This window comes from Actinoplanes sp. SE50/110 (assembly GCF_900119315.1).
GTDB lineage: Bacteria > Actinomycetota > Actinomycetes > Mycobacteriales > Micromonosporaceae > Actinoplanes.
The window spans coordinates 3,907,702-3,925,118 of record NZ_LT827010.1 but is presented as its reverse complement, the minus strand read 5'-3'; the positions used below and the strand labels follow the sequence as shown (position 1 = coordinate 3,925,118).

General features: G+C 68.6%; 13 protein-coding genes. 6 read left to right on the top strand and 7 right to left on the bottom strand.

The window, feature by feature from the left end:
- Positions 1-223: 223 nt before the first annotated feature.
- The gene (locus tag ACSP50_RS17285; protein WP_197688151.1) at positions 224-2,992 is read left to right on the top strand and encodes an RICIN domain-containing protein; all 2,769 of its coding nucleotides are present in this window, start codon (positions 224-226) and stop codon (positions 2,990-2,992) included.
- 183 nt (positions 2,993-3,175) lie between these two features.
- Here the strand turns inward: ACSP50_RS17285 and ACSP50_RS17280 are convergent, their stop codons facing one another.
- Positions 3,176-8,359 (bottom strand): AAA family ATPase, encoded by a 5,184-nt coding sequence (locus tag ACSP50_RS17280; RefSeq protein ID WP_231956956.1) that lies wholly within the window; start codon positions 8,357-8,359, stop codon positions 3,176-3,178.
- Between ACSP50_RS17280 and ACSP50_RS44000 the strand changes: the two genes are divergently transcribed.
- A complete protein-coding gene (locus ACSP50_RS44000; protein ID WP_231956955.1) occupies positions 8,336-8,689 on the top strand; it encodes a hypothetical protein in 354 nt (117 codons plus the stop codon). The two genes, ACSP50_RS17280 and ACSP50_RS44000, sit on opposite strands and share 24 nt — an antisense overlap.
- A gap of 713 nt (positions 8,690-9,402) precedes the next feature.
- Here the strand turns inward: ACSP50_RS44000 and ACSP50_RS17275 are convergent.
- Positions 9,403-10,014 carry a TetR family transcriptional regulator gene (locus tag ACSP50_RS17275; RefSeq protein WP_014690526.1) on the bottom strand — a complete coding sequence of 204 codons (612 nt, stop codon included), beginning with the start codon at positions 10,012-10,014 and terminating at the stop codon, positions 9,403-9,405.
- 9 nt (positions 10,015-10,023) lie between these two features.
- Complete coding sequence (locus ACSP50_RS17270; RefSeq protein ID WP_014690525.1) at positions 10,024-10,482, bottom strand: response regulator; 459 nt, start codon at positions 10,480-10,482, stop codon at positions 10,024-10,026.
- 113 nt (positions 10,483-10,595) lie between these two features.
- Between ACSP50_RS17270 and ACSP50_RS17265 the strand changes: the two genes are divergently transcribed.
- From ACSP50_RS17265 to ACSP50_RS17250, 4 genes are all read left to right on the top strand, one after another.
- The gene (locus tag ACSP50_RS17265) at positions 10,596-12,893 is read left to right on the top strand and encodes a bifunctional diguanylate cyclase/phosphodiesterase (RefSeq protein WP_099344103.1); all 2,298 of its coding nucleotides are present in this window, start codon (positions 10,596-10,598) and stop codon (positions 12,891-12,893) included.
- A gap of 200 nt (positions 12,894-13,093) precedes the next feature.
- A complete protein-coding gene (locus ACSP50_RS17260) occupies positions 13,094-13,588 on the top strand; it encodes a nitroreductase/quinone reductase family protein (RefSeq protein ID WP_014690523.1) in 495 nt (164 codons plus the stop codon).
- The gene (locus ACSP50_RS17255; RefSeq protein ID WP_014690522.1) at positions 13,585-14,448 is read left to right on the top strand and encodes an NmrA family NAD(P)-binding protein; all 864 of its coding nucleotides are present in this window, start codon (positions 13,585-13,587) and stop codon (positions 14,446-14,448) included. Before ACSP50_RS17260 ends, ACSP50_RS17255 begins: the two co-directional genes overlap by 4 nt.
- A gap of 20 nt (positions 14,449-14,468) precedes the next feature.
- Positions 14,469-15,017 (top strand): TetR/AcrR family transcriptional regulator, encoded by a 549-nt coding sequence (locus ACSP50_RS17250; protein WP_014690521.1) that lies wholly within the window; start codon positions 14,469-14,471, stop codon positions 15,015-15,017.
- 435 nt (positions 15,018-15,452) lie between these two features.
- On the opposite strand, the gene ACSP50_RS17245 is transcribed toward ACSP50_RS17250, so the two are convergent.
- The 4 genes from ACSP50_RS17245 to ACSP50_RS17230 form a co-directional block, all read right to left on the bottom strand.
- Complete coding sequence (locus ACSP50_RS17245) at positions 15,453-15,860, bottom strand: DUF6301 family protein (RefSeq protein WP_014690520.1); 408 nt, start codon at positions 15,858-15,860, stop codon at positions 15,453-15,455.
- Between the two features lie 162 nt (positions 15,861-16,022).
- Positions 16,023-16,469: a hypothetical protein gene (locus tag ACSP50_RS17240; RefSeq protein WP_014690519.1), complete on the bottom strand. Its 447-nt coding sequence runs from the start codon at positions 16,467-16,469 to the stop codon at positions 16,023-16,025.
- A 25-nt stretch (positions 16,470-16,494) separates the two neighbouring features.
- Positions 16,495-16,920 (bottom strand): DUF6301 family protein, encoded by a 426-nt coding sequence (locus ACSP50_RS43995; RefSeq protein WP_231956954.1) that lies wholly within the window; start codon positions 16,918-16,920, stop codon positions 16,495-16,497.
- Complete coding sequence (locus ACSP50_RS17230; protein ID WP_014690517.1) at positions 16,917-17,402, bottom strand: DUF6301 family protein; 486 nt, start codon at positions 17,400-17,402, stop codon at positions 16,917-16,919. The genes ACSP50_RS43995 and ACSP50_RS17230 overlap by 4 nt, the downstream gene beginning before the upstream one ends.
- Positions 17,403-17,417: the final 15 nt, after the last annotated feature.

Genomic DNA, 17,417 nt, shown 5'->3' with positions numbered 1-17,417 from the left:
GCGCCGGCGGGTCCGCGGCACGGCGCCGGGCCAGTAGTTCCCGGCGCTGCCGGGCGCAGTAAGAGTCACCCGTCAAGCGCACTGGTCGCAGTCTTTACAGAGAGATATTGAAGTTTTACGATCAGGCAACGCAAGTGAACGAACATTTTCCCGCACATTCGCACGCAGGGGGTCACCCGTGGATCGTCGAACGCTCCTGACTTCCGTCGCGGCCGTAGCGGCCGTGACACCGTTCGTGGGTGGCGGTGCGGCGCGTGCGGCCGCGCCCGGCTATGTGACCAACCGGGCCCCGTTGCAGCCCGAGGCGTTCATCAAGCTCAAACCCGGCTCGACCAAGGCGGCCGGGTGGCTGGCGACCCAGCTGAATTACCAGCTGAACGGCCTCAACGGACGGATGACCGAGGTCTCGCATTTCCTTCAGTACGACAACACCGGATGGGTCCACCCGGACCTTGCCGGCTGGGAGGAGCTGCCCTACTGGCTCAAGGGATACTCCAGCCTCGGCTACGTCACGGGTGACGCGAACACGCAGAGTGTGACCGCGAAGTGGGTGAACGGCATCCTGGCGACGCAGGCCGGTGACGGCTATTTCGGCCCGACAGCGCAGCGCACGAGCCTCAACGGTGGCCCGGACTTCTGGCCGCACATGCCGATGCTGCACGCGCTGCGCACCTTTGCCGAATTCACCGGTGATTTCCGGATCGTCCCAGCGTTCACCCGATTCTTCCACTTCATGAACGCTCAGCCGGTGAGTGCCTTCAACCAGAGCTGGGGTGCCCAGCGCTGGGCGGACACGCTCGAGGTCGTCTACTGGACCTACAACCAGACAGGCGACAGCTTCCTGCTCGACCTGGCCCGCAAGATCCACGGCAACTCGGCGAACTACATCGACAACCTGCCGACGCTGCACAACGTGAACCTGGCGCAAGGCTTCCGCGAGCCGGCCGTCTACTCGGTACTCAGTGGGGACCCCTCGCACCGGGCGGCCAGCTACAACGACTACAACATGATCATGAATTCGTACGGGCAGTTCGCGGGCGGCGGGTTCGCCGGTGACGAGAACGCTCGCCCCGGCTTCGGCGACCCGCGGCAGGGGTTCGAGACGTGCGGAATCGTGGAGTTCATGGCCAGCCACGAGATCCTGACCCGGATCACCGGCGACCCGATCTGGGGTGACCGCACGGAGAACCTGGCTTTCAACTCACTGCCGGCAGCGCTCGACCCGCAGCAGACGGGCATCCACTACGTCACCAGCGCAAACAGCATCGCCCTGCTGGACCGGCCGGGTCACGCCGGCCAGTTCCAGAACGGGTTCGCGATGCAGGCGTACATGCTGGGCATCGACAACTACCGCTGCTGCCCGCACAACTACGGCATGGGCTGGCCGTACTACGTCGAGGAGATGTGGGTGGCCACCCCCGACGGCGGGCTGGCCGCGACACTGCACGGGCCCGCGACGGTGACGGCGAAGGTCGGCGACGGCACCACCGTTTCGATCAAGGCGGACACGGTCTACCCATTCGGGGAAACGATCACTTACACGGTGACGACGCCGAAGGCGCTGGCGTTCCCGGTCTACCTGCGCGTGCCCGGATGGTGCACAAGCCCGAGTCTCACGGTGAACGGCGCCGCGCAGACTGTGGCGGGCGGGCCCGCGTACGCAAAAATTGCCAGAACCTGGGCAAACGGTGACCGGATCGTCCTCAAACTACCGATGCAGGCGAAAACCCGCACCTGGACGGCGAATCATCGGTCGGTGTCGGTGGACTTCGGCGCGCTGACCTTTTCGCTGGCGATCACCGAGAGCTGGACCCGGGTGGGCGGCTCGGCGGCGTGGCCCACGAGCGAGGTGCGGCCCGGTTCGGCGTGGAACTACGGGCTCGACGGCGCCACCCAGTTCTCCGTGACGACCGGTCTAGGGAACGTCAACGACCCGTTCACCGCGGCGAACGCGCCAATCAGGATCACGACCCCGGCCCGGAGGATCACCGGCTGGAAGGCGGACGCGGACACCATCGTCACGACGCTGCAGGACAGCCCAACGCCCTCGACCGAGGCGATCGAGCAGATCACCCTCATTCCGATGGGCGCGGCCCGCCTGCGCATCACCTCGTTTCCGACGATCGGGGCCGGCACGCCGTGGCAGAGCGCCGGCGTCGCGTTCCGCATCCAGAACCAGAACAGCGGCAAGGTGCTCGGCGTCGACTCGATGTCGACCACGAACAGCGCACGGGTCGTGCAGTTCGGTGACAACGGCACAGCCGATCACCTGTGGCGTTTCCTCGACAACGGCGACGGCTGGGTGAAAATCCAGAACGTCAACTCGGGCAAGCTGCTCGCCGTCGACGTGATGTCCACCGCGGATTCCGCTCAAGTCGTGCAGTTCGACGACAACGGCACGGCCGACCACCTGTGGCAGGTGCTCGACAACGCGACCGGCTACGTCCGGATCAAGAACAAGAACTCAGGCAAGGTGCTCGGCGTATCGGGCATGTCGACGGCCGACTCGGCGAACGTGGTGCAGTTCTCGGACAATGGCACCACCGACCACAACTGGCGCCTGATCCCGGACGGCACCGTGAAGCTCCAGGTGACCCACACCAGCGACGTGCTCGCCATCAACAACATGTCCACCGCGAACGGCGCCCAGCTGCAGCAGTACCCGGCGGTCGGCTCCGCCGACCACATCTGGAGGTTCGAGGACGCTGGAGGCGGTCACTTCAAGATCCTCAGCAACATGGACGGCAAATGCGTCGACATCTCCGGCCAGTCCACGGCTGACGGCGCCAAGGCCGTGCAGTGGGATTACCTCGGCGGCACCAACCAGCAGTGGCGGCTCGTCTGGACCGCGCCCAACGTCTTCGCGCTGGTGGCCCGTCACAGCGGTAAGGTCCTCGAGGTACAGGGCCAGTCGACCGCCAACAGCGCCGACGTCGGCCAATGGCCCGACCTTGGCCTCGCCAACCAGCGCTGGCGCATCATCCCCGCCTGATTCCTCTCGAGGGGTCGGTCGTTGATCAACAGGCCAGTCCTGCTGAGAGCGTTGATCCGCCAATCCCACTGGCAGATTCGTTCTGTGATTCGGCTATGTCACCTACTGCGTCGGCGATCGCGTCTGCGCAGGTCAGCGACAAACCTTGGCGATCGAGACGTTCGGCAACCACCTGGCGTCCGGTCAAGTGGGAGTCGAAACCAGGTCCAGTAGCGTGGTGGCGGGGATCGGGAGCGTCAGTTCGAAGATCGAGCCGTGGCCGGGCGCGGGCCGGTAGTTGACGTCGCCGCCGTTGGCCCGGGCGAGTTCGCGGACGATGTAGAGCCCCAGGCCGGTGCCGGAAACCGTGCCGGCGGTCCGGTGAGCGCGGGTGAAACGCTCGAAGAGGTGTGTACGGAATTCCGGCGGGACGCCGGGGCCGTCGTCATGCACTGCGACGGTGACGCTTTGGCCGCTGTCGGAGGGCGCCGCGACGATCGCGGTGGCACCACCGCCGTACTTGGCGGCGTTGCTGATCAGGTTGGTCAGGATGTGGTCGAAGTGACCGGGTTGCATGGCGGCGACCAGATCCGGTGGACAGGTGACGGGTAGGCCGGCGGTGGCGGTGGCGCTCAATGCCGCGTCGATGTGCTCGGCCACCCGGATCGGTTGGGGCAGCGCGGTCAGCCGACCCGCGTCGATGCTGACCAGGGCCAGCACTTCATGAACGATCGACTCCAGCCGGTGGACGCTGCGTCGGATCCGCTCCAGGAGGTCGGTGACCGGCTCAGTCAGTTCGTCGTCGCTCAGGCCCAGGTCGACGTAGCCGAGAATCATCGCGAGCGGGTTGTTGATCTCATGGCCCAGCATGCCGATGAGGTCGGCCTTGAGCTGGTTGGCCGCCTCCAGCTCACGGTGGCGCTCGGCTAGCTGCCGGTGGGCCTCGTCGCGGGCGGCCTCGGCCGCCCGGCGGGCGCTGATGTCCTGGAAGATGCTGATCAGGTGACCCGGGCGACCGTCGGCGTCACGTACCGCGGACACGGTGACGTGCGTGGGCAGTTGGGTGCCGTCGGCGCGCAGTAGGGAAAGCTCGTGGCTGATCAACGACTGCCGGTCGGCGATGAGCGCGCTCAGCTGGCACCGATGCTCGTCGCGGGCCGGCACCGGGACCAGGTCGGTCAGCTTTCGGCCGGTCAGCCGCTCGGACGGCATGCCGATCATCGTCCGGAACGCCGGGTTGACCTCCTTGATCCGGTCGTCGGGGCCGTGGATGACCTGGCCGACCGCCGCGTGCTCGAACTGTGAGCGCAAGCGCTGTTCGCTGTCGGCCAGCCGGCGGTTGGTGGCGGCGAGATCGGCGGTGCGGGCGGCAACGGTGGTCTCCAGCGAGTCGTGAACGATGGCGCTGTCCAGCGAGACTGCTAGGTGCCCGGCGATGAGCCGCACGGTTTCCAGGCGGTCGGTGGAGAAGACCGCGGGCTGCTGGCGGTTCTCCAGCACCAGGACGGCGTGCGCGACGTTGTGGCTTGGTACCGGAACCACCAGCAGCGAGCAGATGTCCAGGCCAGCGAGGTACGGGTCGCGGGCGAAGCGGTCGTCCCGGCAGGCGTCCGGGACCAGCAGCGGCTCGTGGGTGCGCAACACGTAACGGATGGCGGACAGTGGGAGCCTGTGGTCCGTGTGGATGTCCGGCGGGGTCGCGGCTTGCGGGTCTCTGACCTGGGTTGCCCCGGTGATGGCGTCCGCGCCGGCACCGGTGATGGTCGAGGCGTACCACTGGCCGGTCTCCGGATTCTCCAGTACGAGATGCGCGTCGGTCGCACCGGTGATGGCGCTGAGCACCTCGCCGACCCTCGCTTGCAGGCCGGCCACGGTGCTCTGCGAGCCGAGGGCCTGTGCGGCGCGCAGGACCGCCATGAGGTCGATCCCCGGGAATTCGGCGATGCCTGGGCCGCTGCCGGTGCCCGGCGCGGGAGTGGCCCGCAGGAACGGGTGGGCCGCCTCCATCGCGGTGACCTTGCCGTCGGCGCCCCAGGCCCGGTAGGCGTCGCGGGCTTCGAAGAGTAGCTGTCTGCCGATGTGACGCAAGCCCTGGGCGAGGTGGAACAGACCGGCCCGCTCGGCCAGCAGCGCGCGGTGCCAGGGCCGCCCGGAGACTTCGCTGAGTCCGGCGTCGAATTCGCGGGTCGCGGTGGCGGCGTCGTCGTACGCCCAGGCCCGCTCGGCGTCAATCAGGTGCCGCAGCGGCCGGAAGTTGCGGGGGCAGTCGTCGGCACGCCGGGCCAGCCAGTTTCGGACGCTGTCGAGTTCGGCGGTGAGCGCCGGGTCGTGCTGCCCGGCGCGGATCCGGGCGGTGAGGCTGAGCGCGCGGGTCAGCCGGGCCAGCATGGAGACGTAGTAGCCGCGCATCGGCAAGACGTCGGCCATCGCCGCGGCGGAGTGCTCGTCGAGCGCCGCGGAGTCGTCGAACAGCAGGGCGGTGAGGGCGCGATTGGCGTGGTACGTCGCTCGTGGCGTGCCGAGCGAGCCGATCGCCGATCGGTATCCCGCCTCGTCGAAGTCGGCGTCGGCGAACGATCCGGGGCCCGCGGTCCGGCCCTGTAGGGCGCGAATCAGCTGCTGGTAGCCGGTGAGGATGAAGGTCGGCAGGCGGCCGCCGGTCCGCTCGGCGAAGGTCAGGTACGGGGTCAGCTCGTCCTCGGCGGCTTGTAGGGTTTCACTGCCGTCCAGCAGCGCCGCCACCAGCCGGTTCGCTAGCATGCTGGCGACCTGCACTTCGCCGGCGGCCACCAGTTCGTCGCCGGCCTGGCGGGCCACATCGAGGATGTCCTCGAGCGGCTGGAACCAGTGTGCTGCCTCGCAGAGCAGAATGTAGCGGGCGATGGCGGTCTCCACCTGGTAGCCGTGCCGCTGCCCGACCTCGACGATGTGCTGGGTCAGCCGGTACCCGGTGCGGTAGTCGTCGCGCAGGCCGATGGTCACACAGGTCACGGCGCTCAACGACCCGACCAGCGAGGCGCATACGCCGTACTGTTCCCACAACTCGTGCGCCTTGAGGATGAGCCAGTCGTACAGCATCGGGGAATCGCTCTGCCGAGTCGGGGAAAGCAACCGGTTGATCAGCCGACCGGCCGCCACGATCCGCGGATCGGTCGTCTCCACTTCGGCGTCGGCTCGCGGACCGGCGCCGAGCTGAGCGGACCATCGGTACAGCCGTTCCAGACCCGCATCGATCGAACAGCTCAGGTCACCGGGCGGGACGATCTCCAGCCGGCGCAACACGGCCAGGCCCAGCTCGATGGCCTCCGTGATGCTGCCCCGCTGAGTGAGACTGTTGATCTGATTGACCGCGGCGCGGGCCAGGGTCAGCAGATCCGGAGAGCGGCCCACCAGGTCGTGGTAGACGTCATCGGCGTCGCTCAGGCGGCCGAGACAGTACAGCGCGGCATGCCGGTCCACGGCGATGACGTCGCGCAAGCACTGGTCGCCCTGCCGGTTGGCGGTGAGCGACTCGGCGCAGCCGAACAGTTGCTCGGCGGCCGTGAAGTTGGTCAGCCCGGCGCAATGCCGCCCGGCCTCGTGCAGCAACCGCGCGGCCACCGCCCGCTCCCGCGGTGTGGTGATCCGGTCCGTCGCGGCGAGATACTGCTCGGCTGCCTCGCGTCGGCAGTCCTCCCGGCCCGCCAACTGCCGGGCCATGTCAAGCTGCAGGTCGGCACGCTCGGCGGCCGACATGCCGTCCCGGGCCGCCTGCATGATGAGGTCATGCCGGAAGCGGACCGTCCCGGCCGGGTCCATGGTGATCATCCGGTCCGCGGTGGCCGCCGCGAGGTGCCGCGCCAGTGTGCTCTCCGGCATCTGGAGGGCGGCTCCCAACAGCGTTGGGCGAGCGTTGCCGCCAAGGCAGGCCAGCGCGCCCAGCACCCGGCGGGTGGGCTCGGGTTGCTGGCCGATACGTGTCGCGAGAAGGTCGGGGACCTGGTACCGCGCGATGAACCCGCGGACCTCGGCCGGATCCCAGCGCCATCCGGTCGCCCCGAGCGTGAGTAGGCCCTCGGCGCGCAGGGCGTTGAGCATCTCCACCGTGGCGTACGGGTTGCCCCTGGTGCCCGCGCTGACGAGCTCGGCCAGGTCGAGGGCGGTGGCCGGCGTCATCCGCAGGACGGCGCCGACGAGGTCGGCGAGACTGTGCGGCGCGAGCCCGCCTAACCGCAACGTTGGGGATGTCAGACCCTGCGCGGCCCAGCGTGTCATCAGGGGGGTCAGGGGGTGACCGGCGTCCATCTGCTGATCGCGGTAGGTGCCCACGACGAGCAGCCCGGGGATCGGTCCGGCCGAGATGATGGCGTCCAGGACCCGCATCTGGGAGCTGCTGGCCCACTGCAGATCGTCGATCGCCAGCACTATCGGGCGCCGTCCGGCGACCACCCGCAGCAGCCCGATGATCCCGGCGCTGATCCGGCTCGAGGCGGTGCCCGGATCGTAGGAGAATGTCTCCGCCGGTGGCCCGAGCAACGGGGCCAGCTCGGGCACGGCCGTGACGACGGTCGCGGTGTTCGGGCCCAGCGTCGCGGTCAGCAGTTTTCGGTCGGCGGCCATCGCGGGCTCCGGTTCGGCCAGCAGGAGGCCGGCGACGGCGGCCAGGGCGCGGCCGATACCGCCGGTGCCGGTGCCGGCCCGGAACTGGTCGTACTTGCCGGCGGCGAACCAGCCGCCCCGGGCTGTCACCCTCGGCCGCAGCCCCGCCACCAGGCTGGTCTTACCGACCCCGGGCGGCCCGGCGACCAGTACAGCGGGGCCGCCGCCGGACAGCACTCGCTCCAGCGCCGTGTCCAGCCGGCGCATATCGTCGTCCCGGCCGACCAGCTGTGCCGGGCCGGACAGCACCGCCGGGAAGTCACGTTCGCCCAGCAGCCATCCGGTGTCCGGGTCGGCGGTCAAACGCCGCAAGTCGTGGCCGAGGGCCTCCGCGCTCTGATACCGACGGTCCGGGTTCTTCTCCAGCAGCCGCATGATGATCGCGCCGAGCTGCCGGGGAATCCGCGGATCACGGTCGCCGGGGAAGGCCGGTGTCCGAGTCAGGATGTCGCGCACCGATTCGAGCGGCTCGTCGCCGGGAAACGGCGGGATACCCGTGGCCAGGGCATACAGGGTGGCGCCGAAGCTGTACAGGTCGCTGCGCCGGTCGACCGGCAGGCGCAGCCGGCCGGTCTGCTCCGGGGGCAGGAAACCCAGGGTGCCGAGCGGTTCTTCGGGCGGCGGCACACCGGCTGCTCCGTCGTCGAGCAGGACGGCCAGATCGAAATCAACCAAGACGGGACGGCCCAGGTCCGGGATCACCAGGTTGGCCGGGGTGATGTCGCGGTGCAGCACACCGGCCTGATGCACAGCGGCGACGGTGTCAGCGAGCTGGCACGCGACCTCGACCAGGCGGTGCACCGGCAGCTGGACACCGGGCGCGGCGGGAACGCCGTCAACCTGCAGCATGAGGACCTGTCGTCCCTGCCGGGCCGCCAGCTTCGGAACCCCGGCAACACCGTCGAGGTGACACAGCACGCGGCGCTCGTGCTCGATTCGCCGAACCGCCCCCGGCCCCGAGGCGCGCTTACAGATCAGCGGGTCGGTGCCATCGGCCGCGCTCTGGAGCAAGACGTGCGTCCGGTCGCTGCTGTACAGCAGCTCCTCTGCCATAATCGGATGATCTCACCCATGGGATGATCATTAACATTATTGAGGGCTTTCATCCTGCGTAGCGACTCACTTCGACGTGGTGCATGTGGAATGGCCCGCACGATGACAGCCGCGCGACGCGGGCAGTAACGCAGCTAGTGCCTCGTCTTTGAACGTTGGCCGTGTAATCCGTCGGTCTGAAGCTGCTCAGGGCAGGCTGTCCCTCTCGCTGTTTGTGGGAAGTGATGCCGGGTGGGCCGACGCCCGGAAGTGTTCGTGCAGGCGCTGTCGATGGCTGAGGACCAGCGGCTGCAGAAGATCGAGCGGACCCCGAAGAATCCGGTCAATGACAAAGACCGCTCTGCGGGAACCCGGTCAACGCATCACGCGGCGGGACCTGCCCACTGCGACGAAATGACCTCCCCACGTCGTCCCGTGCTCGCGGCTCTCGGCAGATCCGCGCACCGTCGCCTTCACCTCCTGCGCGATTTTGGTTACACGCCTTTTTCCCTGCGTGCAACTTCGGCGCAGGCGGTAATTCTGCGTGTCCCGGTACCGATGGTGTGAGCGGAAGCAGAATTGTCGGAGGGGATGTGAACGATGATGAACAATATATTTTCTCATTTGATCGGGCTGGCACCCCACGCCGAGTTGGCACCACGATGAAGATGACGGTTGCCAGCGATGGCGACGTTGGTCGTTGCCATCGCCGCGGCTTACGGGGGCTGCCACCATCTATCGGTCGGCGTGACCGCGGGTGGTCAGTGTTCGCAGCCGGGGTCGGCCGGCGGTAGGTCGGCGTCGTTACCCAGGACGGCGAGTAAACGGTAGATGCAGGAGATCACCTCGGCGAGCTGCTCGGGCGGGGTATCCGGATCCCAGTGCTCCATCGCGAGCCGGGAAACAGTGCCCACAAGCGCAGCCAGCAACTGCGGATACACCGCCTCCGGAGGCAGCCCGGTGCAAGTGCAGGCCCAGCGGACCACCTCGGCGTCGAAGATCTCGATCGCGGTGACCCAGCGTTGGCGCAGCGCCGGGTTAGCCCGCACCAGCCGCATCCGGCTGGCGAAGTCGGCCGGATCGGCCATCAGGAATTGGATGTGTACCGCGCACAGGCTGTTGAGCAGCGGTTCATCCGCCGGCCGTGCGGCCAGCAGAGCGGCGAGCGTGTCGAGCCGGGACGGGTCCGGATCGACCAGCGCCGCCTCCTTGGAGTCGAAGTAGTTGAAGAAGGTCCGCCGCGACACCAGCACCTCGGTGGCGATGTCTTCAACGCAGACCTGGTCGAAGCCTCGTTCGGAGAACAGTCTGCGGGCTGCATCCTGCAGCGAGCGGCGGGTTTGCCGCTTGTTGTGCTCTCGGCGCCCGGTCACCCCGGCGGCCTAACTGCGTCGGCTGGCCGCGCGGGCCAGCGTTCTTCCGACTGCGGCGAGTAGTTCCACGGCGGTGAACGGCTTCTGCAGGAGGCCGGTCCCCGCGCGGAGGTCGTACCGACGGCGTGGCTCGTCGTCGCGGTAACCGGACGTGTACACCATTTGGAGGTCGAGATGACGGGCACGCCATTGATCGGCGATCGGCGGGTCGGATCGGGAACGCAGCATGATGTCGCTGAGAAGAATCGCGGAGCCGGCCCTGTCAACGTCCCCTGCGGCGCTCCCGTCGAGCGGAGCGGTGTGGTACCTATTGTCGTATTGGATCCGAACCACCGGCTCCCGGATCCGCGCGGTGGCGGCGAATGCCGGGCCGATCTCCAACATGCCGACCACCGGCAGGCGCCCCGGAACGCACGCCGCGGGAATGCCGTCGAGAGCGACGACCGCCAGTTGCCGGGAATTGGTCATCCCAGGCCTTTCGATGAGGCCGGAGTACTGCGGTTGTTCGATAACGGCCAGACTAGACCTTGCTCCACCATGCCGGTCCCGCTTCCGGGGAAGCCGATGCGATGGGGCTCGCGATGACGCGTGAGATTCGTGATCGGGCCGGTGCCGGACTGGTGGCGGTGGCGGTTCTCGGGGTGCTCACAGCGGCGGCTTCGCTGCCGTGGGGCGCCCGCGGGTGGCTCGCCGGCAGCATCGGCGGCGCGGTGGTGGCGGTCGCCGCGACCGTCTCCTGTCTGCGCCTGCGAACGGTGCCGGGAATACCGTCCTCTGTACGACGTTTCTGGCAGCTGTGGGCGGCGTCGGCCGCCCTGTTGTTCGCCGCTACCCTAGGCGCCGCAGTGGGCATCGTCCGCGGAGACGCCGGCATGCAGGTGTACGAGGCCGTTCCTGCGCTGCTCAGCGTGGTTGTCGCGGTCCTGGCGTTCCGATACACCCGGCTGGGTCGCCGCACCGCGGTCGACCGGATCCGGCTGATCCTGGACGGGGCGGCGATCGCCGTTGCCGGCGCCCTATTGTTCGGCCACGTGGTCATCGGCCTGGCACCGCCGGACACTCCGCTGCTGAGCCGCTGGACGGTGGGTGCCGTCGGGGTGGGTTGCCTGCTCGCGCTGGTCGTGTTCGGCCGGGCGGCGGCCAGCCCAGGTGGCCGGGTCGATCCGGGTGCGCTCGGCATCCTGGCCGGCGCCCCGCTGATCGCCCTGGTCACGGCCGTGTCGTATCTAAGTGGCAGCGAAACCTCGCTGATGCTGCTGTCGATGCTGGGATATCCGCTGGTGGCGCTTGCGATCGGCGGAGCTGCGCACCGTCAGGCCGTGGTCCTGGCCCGGGCCGGTGCCGGCCGCGCCGGCCGCCGGCCGCGGGGCTCACTCCTGAGCCCGGTCCCGTTCCTGGCGGTGGCCGGCACGGTCTTCCTGGTCGTCGCCGTCTCGTCGCGCGACCTCGACCCGCGGGGACGCGCGGTGCTGACCGGCGTCGTGCTGATTGCCGCGCTCGTGCTCGCCCGGCAGTTGCTCAATTTGCGCGAGAACGGCGAGGCGCTACGCGACATCCGTCGGCAGCAGGCCGAACTGGAGCAGATGGCGGTCAACGACCCGCTGACCGGCCTGGTGAATCGCAGCGGATTCAACCTCGCCTTGGCTCGCCGGCTCCGCGACCGGCAGCCGGTGACAGCCCTGGTGATGGACGTTGACGACTTCACGAGAGTGAACGACACACTCGGGCCCGCGGCCGGTGACGTGCTGCTGGGCCAGATCGCCGAGCGACTGCGGAAGGCGTGCGCTGCCGGAGAGATCGCAGCCCGGCTCGCCGGCGACGAGTTTGCGGTGCTGCTGCCCTCCGCCGACCGGTCCGCCGCTGACCTGGCAGCCGCCCGGTTCCAGGAGCTCGTACGCCGCCCGGTTAGCCTCGGTGGCCAGCATCTTCTGCTGCACGCGAGTATCGGCGTGGCCATCGCGGTGCCCGGGGAGACGGCCGACGAGGTGCTGCGTAACGCCGGCATCGCAATGTCCGCCGCCAAGGATGTCGGGCAGGCCTCCTACGTGCGGTTCGAGCCGGGCATGCGGCACAACCTCACCAATCACGCGCGGATCGCCGGCGAGCTACACGACGCCATCTACCGCGGTGAGCTGCGACTGCTGTATCAGCCGGTGTTCGATCTGGAGACCGGGCGCCTACACGGCGCCGAGGCGCTGGTCCGCTGGCAGCATCCGGCTCGCGGGTTCATCTCACCGGGCGAGTTCGTCCCGGTGGCCGAGCGTTCCGGGTTGATCGTCCCGCTCGGCGCATGGGTACTGCGCGAGTCGTGCGAGCAACTGGCCCGTTGGCGGCGCCGATACGGTGACGCCGCGATCACCGCCATCAACGTCAACGTGGCTGTGCGGCAACTGCGCGAGACCACCTTCGTCGCGGAGGTCGCCGCCATCCTCGCCGCCACCGGCCTGGAGCCGAACAACCTCGTCCTGGAGGTCACCGAGTCGTCGGTGGCCGATGGCTGGCGGGTACGGGAGACGTTGCAGTCCCTGCATGACATGGGCATCCGGCTGGCCCTGGACGACTTCGGCACCGGCCACTCATCGCTCAGCCTGCTACGCGCCTTCCCGGTGGACGTGCTGAAACTGGACAAGTCGTTCGTCGACGGCATCGCCGACGGCGCAGACCGTGGCCGTCTCGCGGTCGCCGCGGCGGTCGCCCAACTCGCCGAACACCTGCAGCTGAAAGCAGTCGCCGAGGGCATCGAGACGCAGGCCCAACAGGACCGTCTGCGAGACATCGGCTACCGCTACGGTCAGGGATTCCACCTGGCCCGGCCTCTGCCGGCCGACGAGTGCGCAGCGATAATGGCCGGTGAAACGGTGCCTGCCGCGCGGCAATAGACATCACGCGGCAGGCTGAGGTGACCATCAGTGCGATTCATTGTGGGCAGCCGACAGCGTGGTCAAGGACTATGACGCTGTTCGCAACGGGCTCACCCCGCCCTGGAACAGCGCACGGGCAAGGCAGAAGTCGGCAGGCTTAAAACGATCGGCAACAGTCGACGAACTTTCGCTACGCAACCGTAGCGTAAGCTGGTCTCATGAACGCCCTGCCCCGACCGGCGGTCGAACGCGTCCAGCCGCCGAAAGCCCCCTATCGGATGGTCAACCGTGCGATGCGGTGGCTGCTCAGCTCGCCGGGCCGCGCTCGGCGGATCGGGCAACATCTGCTTCTTCTCCACGTCACGGGGCGCCGGACCGGGCGGCGATTCACTCTGCCGGTGGCCTATCGTGACGCCGGCGACGGGCGGCTCCTCGTGTTGACCAACTCGATCTGGCGCGTCAACCTGCGCGATCGCGGCGACGTGTCGGTCACCCTGTTCGGGTCATTGCACCCGGCGAAGGCGCAGCTCGTCGAGGATCCGGACCTCGTCGCCGCGGTGTACCGCGAGCTGATCGAGGCGGTCGGCCACGACAGGGCAGGCCGCCGCATGGGAATCCGGATCAACGTGGACCGCACGCCTACTCTCGCCGAATTGGCCGAGGCGGCACGTCGCGACGGCTTGGCCGTCATCTACCTCGACGTCGCCCGATGACCCCGCCGATCCTGGTCACCGGCGCCACCGGCAACGTCGGCGGCGCCGCCGCGCGCTCGCTGCTCGCAGCCGGATTGCCGGTGCGAGTCGCGGGCACCGACCTGCGCCGACTCCAGGCCCGCTTCCCCGACGTCGAGTCCGCTCGCCTGGACCTCCATCAGCCGGACACTTTCCCGGCGGCGGTCAGCGGCACCAGCGGGCTCATCCTCGTCCGGCCGCCGGCTATCGCCCGCGTCACCCCGACCCTGAACGCGCTCGTGGACACCGTCGCCCGGCACGCACCCGGCCACGTGGTGTTCGTCTCGGTCACCGGTGCCGACACCAACCGCGTGGTGCCCCACCACCGTGTCGAAAAGCATCTGCGCGCCACACCGTTGCCGTACACGATCCTGCGACCCGGCTTCTTCGCCCAGAACCTGGCCGACGCCTACCGCGCCGACATCCGCGACCACGATCGGATCTACCTGCCCGCCGCCCAGGGCCGCGTGGCCTTCGTCGACACGCGAGACATCGGCGACGTCGCCGCAACGATCTTCGCCGACACCACCGCTCACGAATCCGCGGCCTACACGCTGACCGGCTCCGAAGCGCTCACCTTCCACGCGGTCGCCGGCCTGCTCACCGAAGCCCTGGGCCGGCCGGTCAGCTACCAGCCCGCCAGCGTCGGCGGATACCTACGACACCTGCGCCGGCAGCGGCTCCCGCTCCCCCAATGCCTGGTCCAGACCGTCCTGCACACCGGCCTGCGACACGGGCAGGCCGAACAGGTCGATCCCACCCTTGCCAGGCTGCTGCAACGCGCACCCCGCAGCATGGCACAGTACGTTCGTGACCATCGCGAGGTGTGGAAGCAGCGTTGAGCCGGTCAACTGATCCTCGTGTGCTGCGCAGCCGCGCCACCGTGCTGACCAGCGCGCTGGCCCTGCTCGCCGAACGAGGCATCGCCGGCACCACCATCGAAGCGATCGCCGAGCACTCCGGGGTCGCCAAAACCACCATCTACCGCCAGTGGGACAGCCAGGCCGCTCTCATCCTGGACGCTTTCGACAGCGTCCTGGCCCTACCGGAGGACCCTGCCACCGGAGATCTGCGCAGCGATCTCCTGCAGCTGCTCACCGGCTTCGCCGACGCACTGCGCACCAGCCCGGCAACCGGCCTGATGTTCGCGCTCATCGACGCCGCGGAGCGCGATCCCGCCTTCGCCGCCCTGCACCGGAGACAGGCCGAGACCCGGCATCGACTCATCCTGGACGTCATCACCCGCGGCATCGAGAAGGGCGAACTTCCCGCCGACGCCGATCCCGACGAACTACTGGACCTTCTCGCCGGTCCCGTCTTCCACCGTCGCGCGGTATCGGGAGGAAGACTCGATGCCGCGTTCGCCGAACGGGTAGTGGACTGCGTCATCGCCGCTTATCGGACCACCTGAGCTGACGTGGCTCGGCCCGTGGCTCGGCCCGTCAAAAGGGACGAGCCAAGCCACGTCGGCGCCCCGGTCGTCACGGACGTATGCCGACTGCGGTCAAGTGTGCTCCAGGCCGTAGGCGGCGGGGCGGCGCATGACTTCGCCGGGCCAGCGCATCAGCCGTGAGTCGCCGCGGCCGCCGGTTACGGCTCGTGGGGTGCGGCGGGAGGGCCGGGTGGCGCCGGTGGCCCAGGGCTGGTGGCGTTGCGGCTGATCCGTTTGAGGGAGGCCAGCCAGTCGGCGCAGGCACCTTCGGTGCCGCCGCAGGCGGGCGGTTGGTCTTTGCGGGCCGGGATGCCGAGCTTCGGCATCGGCACGCCGGCGCCGCCCGCGACCTTGAAGGCCTGGTACCGATGCTACGCGCCAGAGCATCACGAAACACCGGCCAATCTAGGACGGTCACTCCCACTCGCCACCCGTCAGCTCGCTCGGGGTCAGTTGCAGGCTGACGGAATCAGATCTCGTCAGCAGTCCGAACATCGTCGCCGGCCGCTGCCACCACAGCTGCGGCTCCTCGCCGTACAACGTGCGATCCGGACGCCCGAACGCGCCGGTCAGAGTCGCTGCCGCGGCCGCGAAGACATCCTGCAGGAACGCGTCGGCCTCGGCGCCTCGTCCGGCCACCCGCTCGGTGAGGTTGAGCAGGATCTGCTGCACCAGGGTCTGCTCGTCCAAGCCGACGAAGCCGCTGCTGGGACCCAGCCCCCAACCGGAGTCGATCAACGCGCCCAGGTCCGGGTATTCCGGGTCGAAGTCAGACATCGACCAGCTGAGGCTGTCCATGACGTCGGTCAGGGGTGATGTCATCAGCCATGGCTCGGTCGTCAGCAGTGTCCGTGCCGCGTGTAGCACCCCGGCCTCATCGAGGGCTCGCCAGTCAGCCACTGTGGCCTGCCAGGCCGGGCTCCGTAGCGGCAGATCCCGCTCTCGTCGATGGCCAAGCCGTGCGCCGGCTTGGCGTAGACGCCGTCAGTCCCACAGGTCGGAGCATGACGGGATTCCCAGGTGAGGCATTGGTAGATTCGAGCCACTCGGGCTGACGAATGCCTTGTAGGCGAGCGAAGCCGGCGACGGGATCTCGAAAACCTCCCGCAGCGCGACCACCGACATGTCGGCGACCCGGCGATACTCGGCAGACGGCGCCGGCCACGACAGGTTCAGACCATGGTTGCGGCTCGGATCGAACGAGGGCGCCGGCCAGCCGATACGTTCCAGGGCGGCGGTCTGCTCCTCAGTGAGGTTGGGCCGGTCCAGCGGATCCCAGCCGCTGGCCACTTCAGCGAGGCTTCGGCTGAACATGAACTGCACGAAGCACTCGGTGCGCTCCTGATCGCCGACCAAGAGCGCGCCGCCGTCCGGCAGGGTGGCGATGCTGCCGGCCAGCCCGTCGCGAAACGCCGTCCAGCTCACTTCCACGGCCCGGTCATCAACTCGTTGGGGGTCAGCTGGATGCCCACCGCGTCGCCCTAGTGATCAGACCGAATGCGGTGTTCTGTCGGCGCCACCACAGCTGCGGCTCCTCGCCGGGCAGTGGGTCGGTCGGCCGGCCGAACTTACCGGTCAGAGCGGCGGCTGCCGCCGTGAAGGCGTCCTGCTTGAACGCCTCGATCGCCGACTCGTCCCCGGCGGCCTGCGGCAGCCAGCCGAGCTTCTCCAACGCGGCCGCCTCCTGCTCGGTGAGGTTCGGCCGGTCCTGCGGGTCCATGCCGCTAGCCACCTCGGCGACCACATGGTCGTAGTCGAGCATGAACTGCACAAAGCACTCCGTACGCTCCTCGTCGCCGACGATCAGCGCACCGCTGTTGGGCAGGGACGCGATGCTACGCACTAGGCCGTCCCGGAACGTCTGCCAGTCGAGACCGGTCACGACCACTCACCCACCATCCGTTCGGCGGGGGTCAGTTGCAGGCTGACGCCGTCGTGTTCGGTGATCAGACCGAACCACGTCGTGTCCTGTTGCCACCACAGCTGTGGTTCTTCGCCGGGCCGGGGTCGGTCCGGTTTCCCGAAAGCACTGGTCAGTGCGGAGGCTGCGATGGCGAAGGCGTCCAGCTTGTATTCGTCGGCTGCCATGCCGCCCCCGGCCACTTCCTCGGTCACGCTCACCAGGATGGATGTCACCTTGCTGCTGGCGTCAGTCTTGAAGAAGGCGCTTCTGGAACCGAAGCCGTATCCGGTGTCCAGGAACGCGCTCCTGTTCGACCGTTCGGGGTCGAAACGGGTCACCGTCCAGCCGGCCTTGGCCGCCACCTCCTGGACCGAAGCGGATAGCAGTAGCGGTTCCAACGACAGCAGCGTCTGTGCCACCCGCAACACCGTGGCTTCGTCAACCTCCCGCCACTGAACCATTCCTGCCTCCGTCAT

Coding starts and splice junctions, on each gene's coding strand:
- ACSP50_RS17270 (WP_014690525.1), bottom strand. CDS start 10,482: ATGACCAATTCCCGGCAACTGGCGGTCGTCGCTCTCGACGGCATTCCC.
- ACSP50_RS17265 (WP_099344103.1), top strand. CDS start 10,596: ATGACGCGTGAGATTCGTGATCGGGCCGGTGCCGGACTGGTGGCGGTG.
- ACSP50_RS17260 (WP_014690523.1), top strand. CDS start 13,094: ATGAACGCCCTGCCCCGACCGGCGGTCGAACGCGTCCAGCCGCCGAAA.
- ACSP50_RS17255 (WP_014690522.1), top strand. CDS start 13,585: ATGACCCCGCCGATCCTGGTCACCGGCGCCACCGGCAACGTCGGCGGC.
- ACSP50_RS17245 (WP_014690520.1), bottom strand. CDS start 15,860: ATGACATCACCCCTGACCGACGTCATGGACAGCCTCAGCTGGTCGATG.
- ACSP50_RS17230 (WP_014690517.1), bottom strand. CDS start 17,402: ATGGTTCAGTGGCGGGAGGTTGACGAAGCCACGGTGTTGCGGGTGGCA.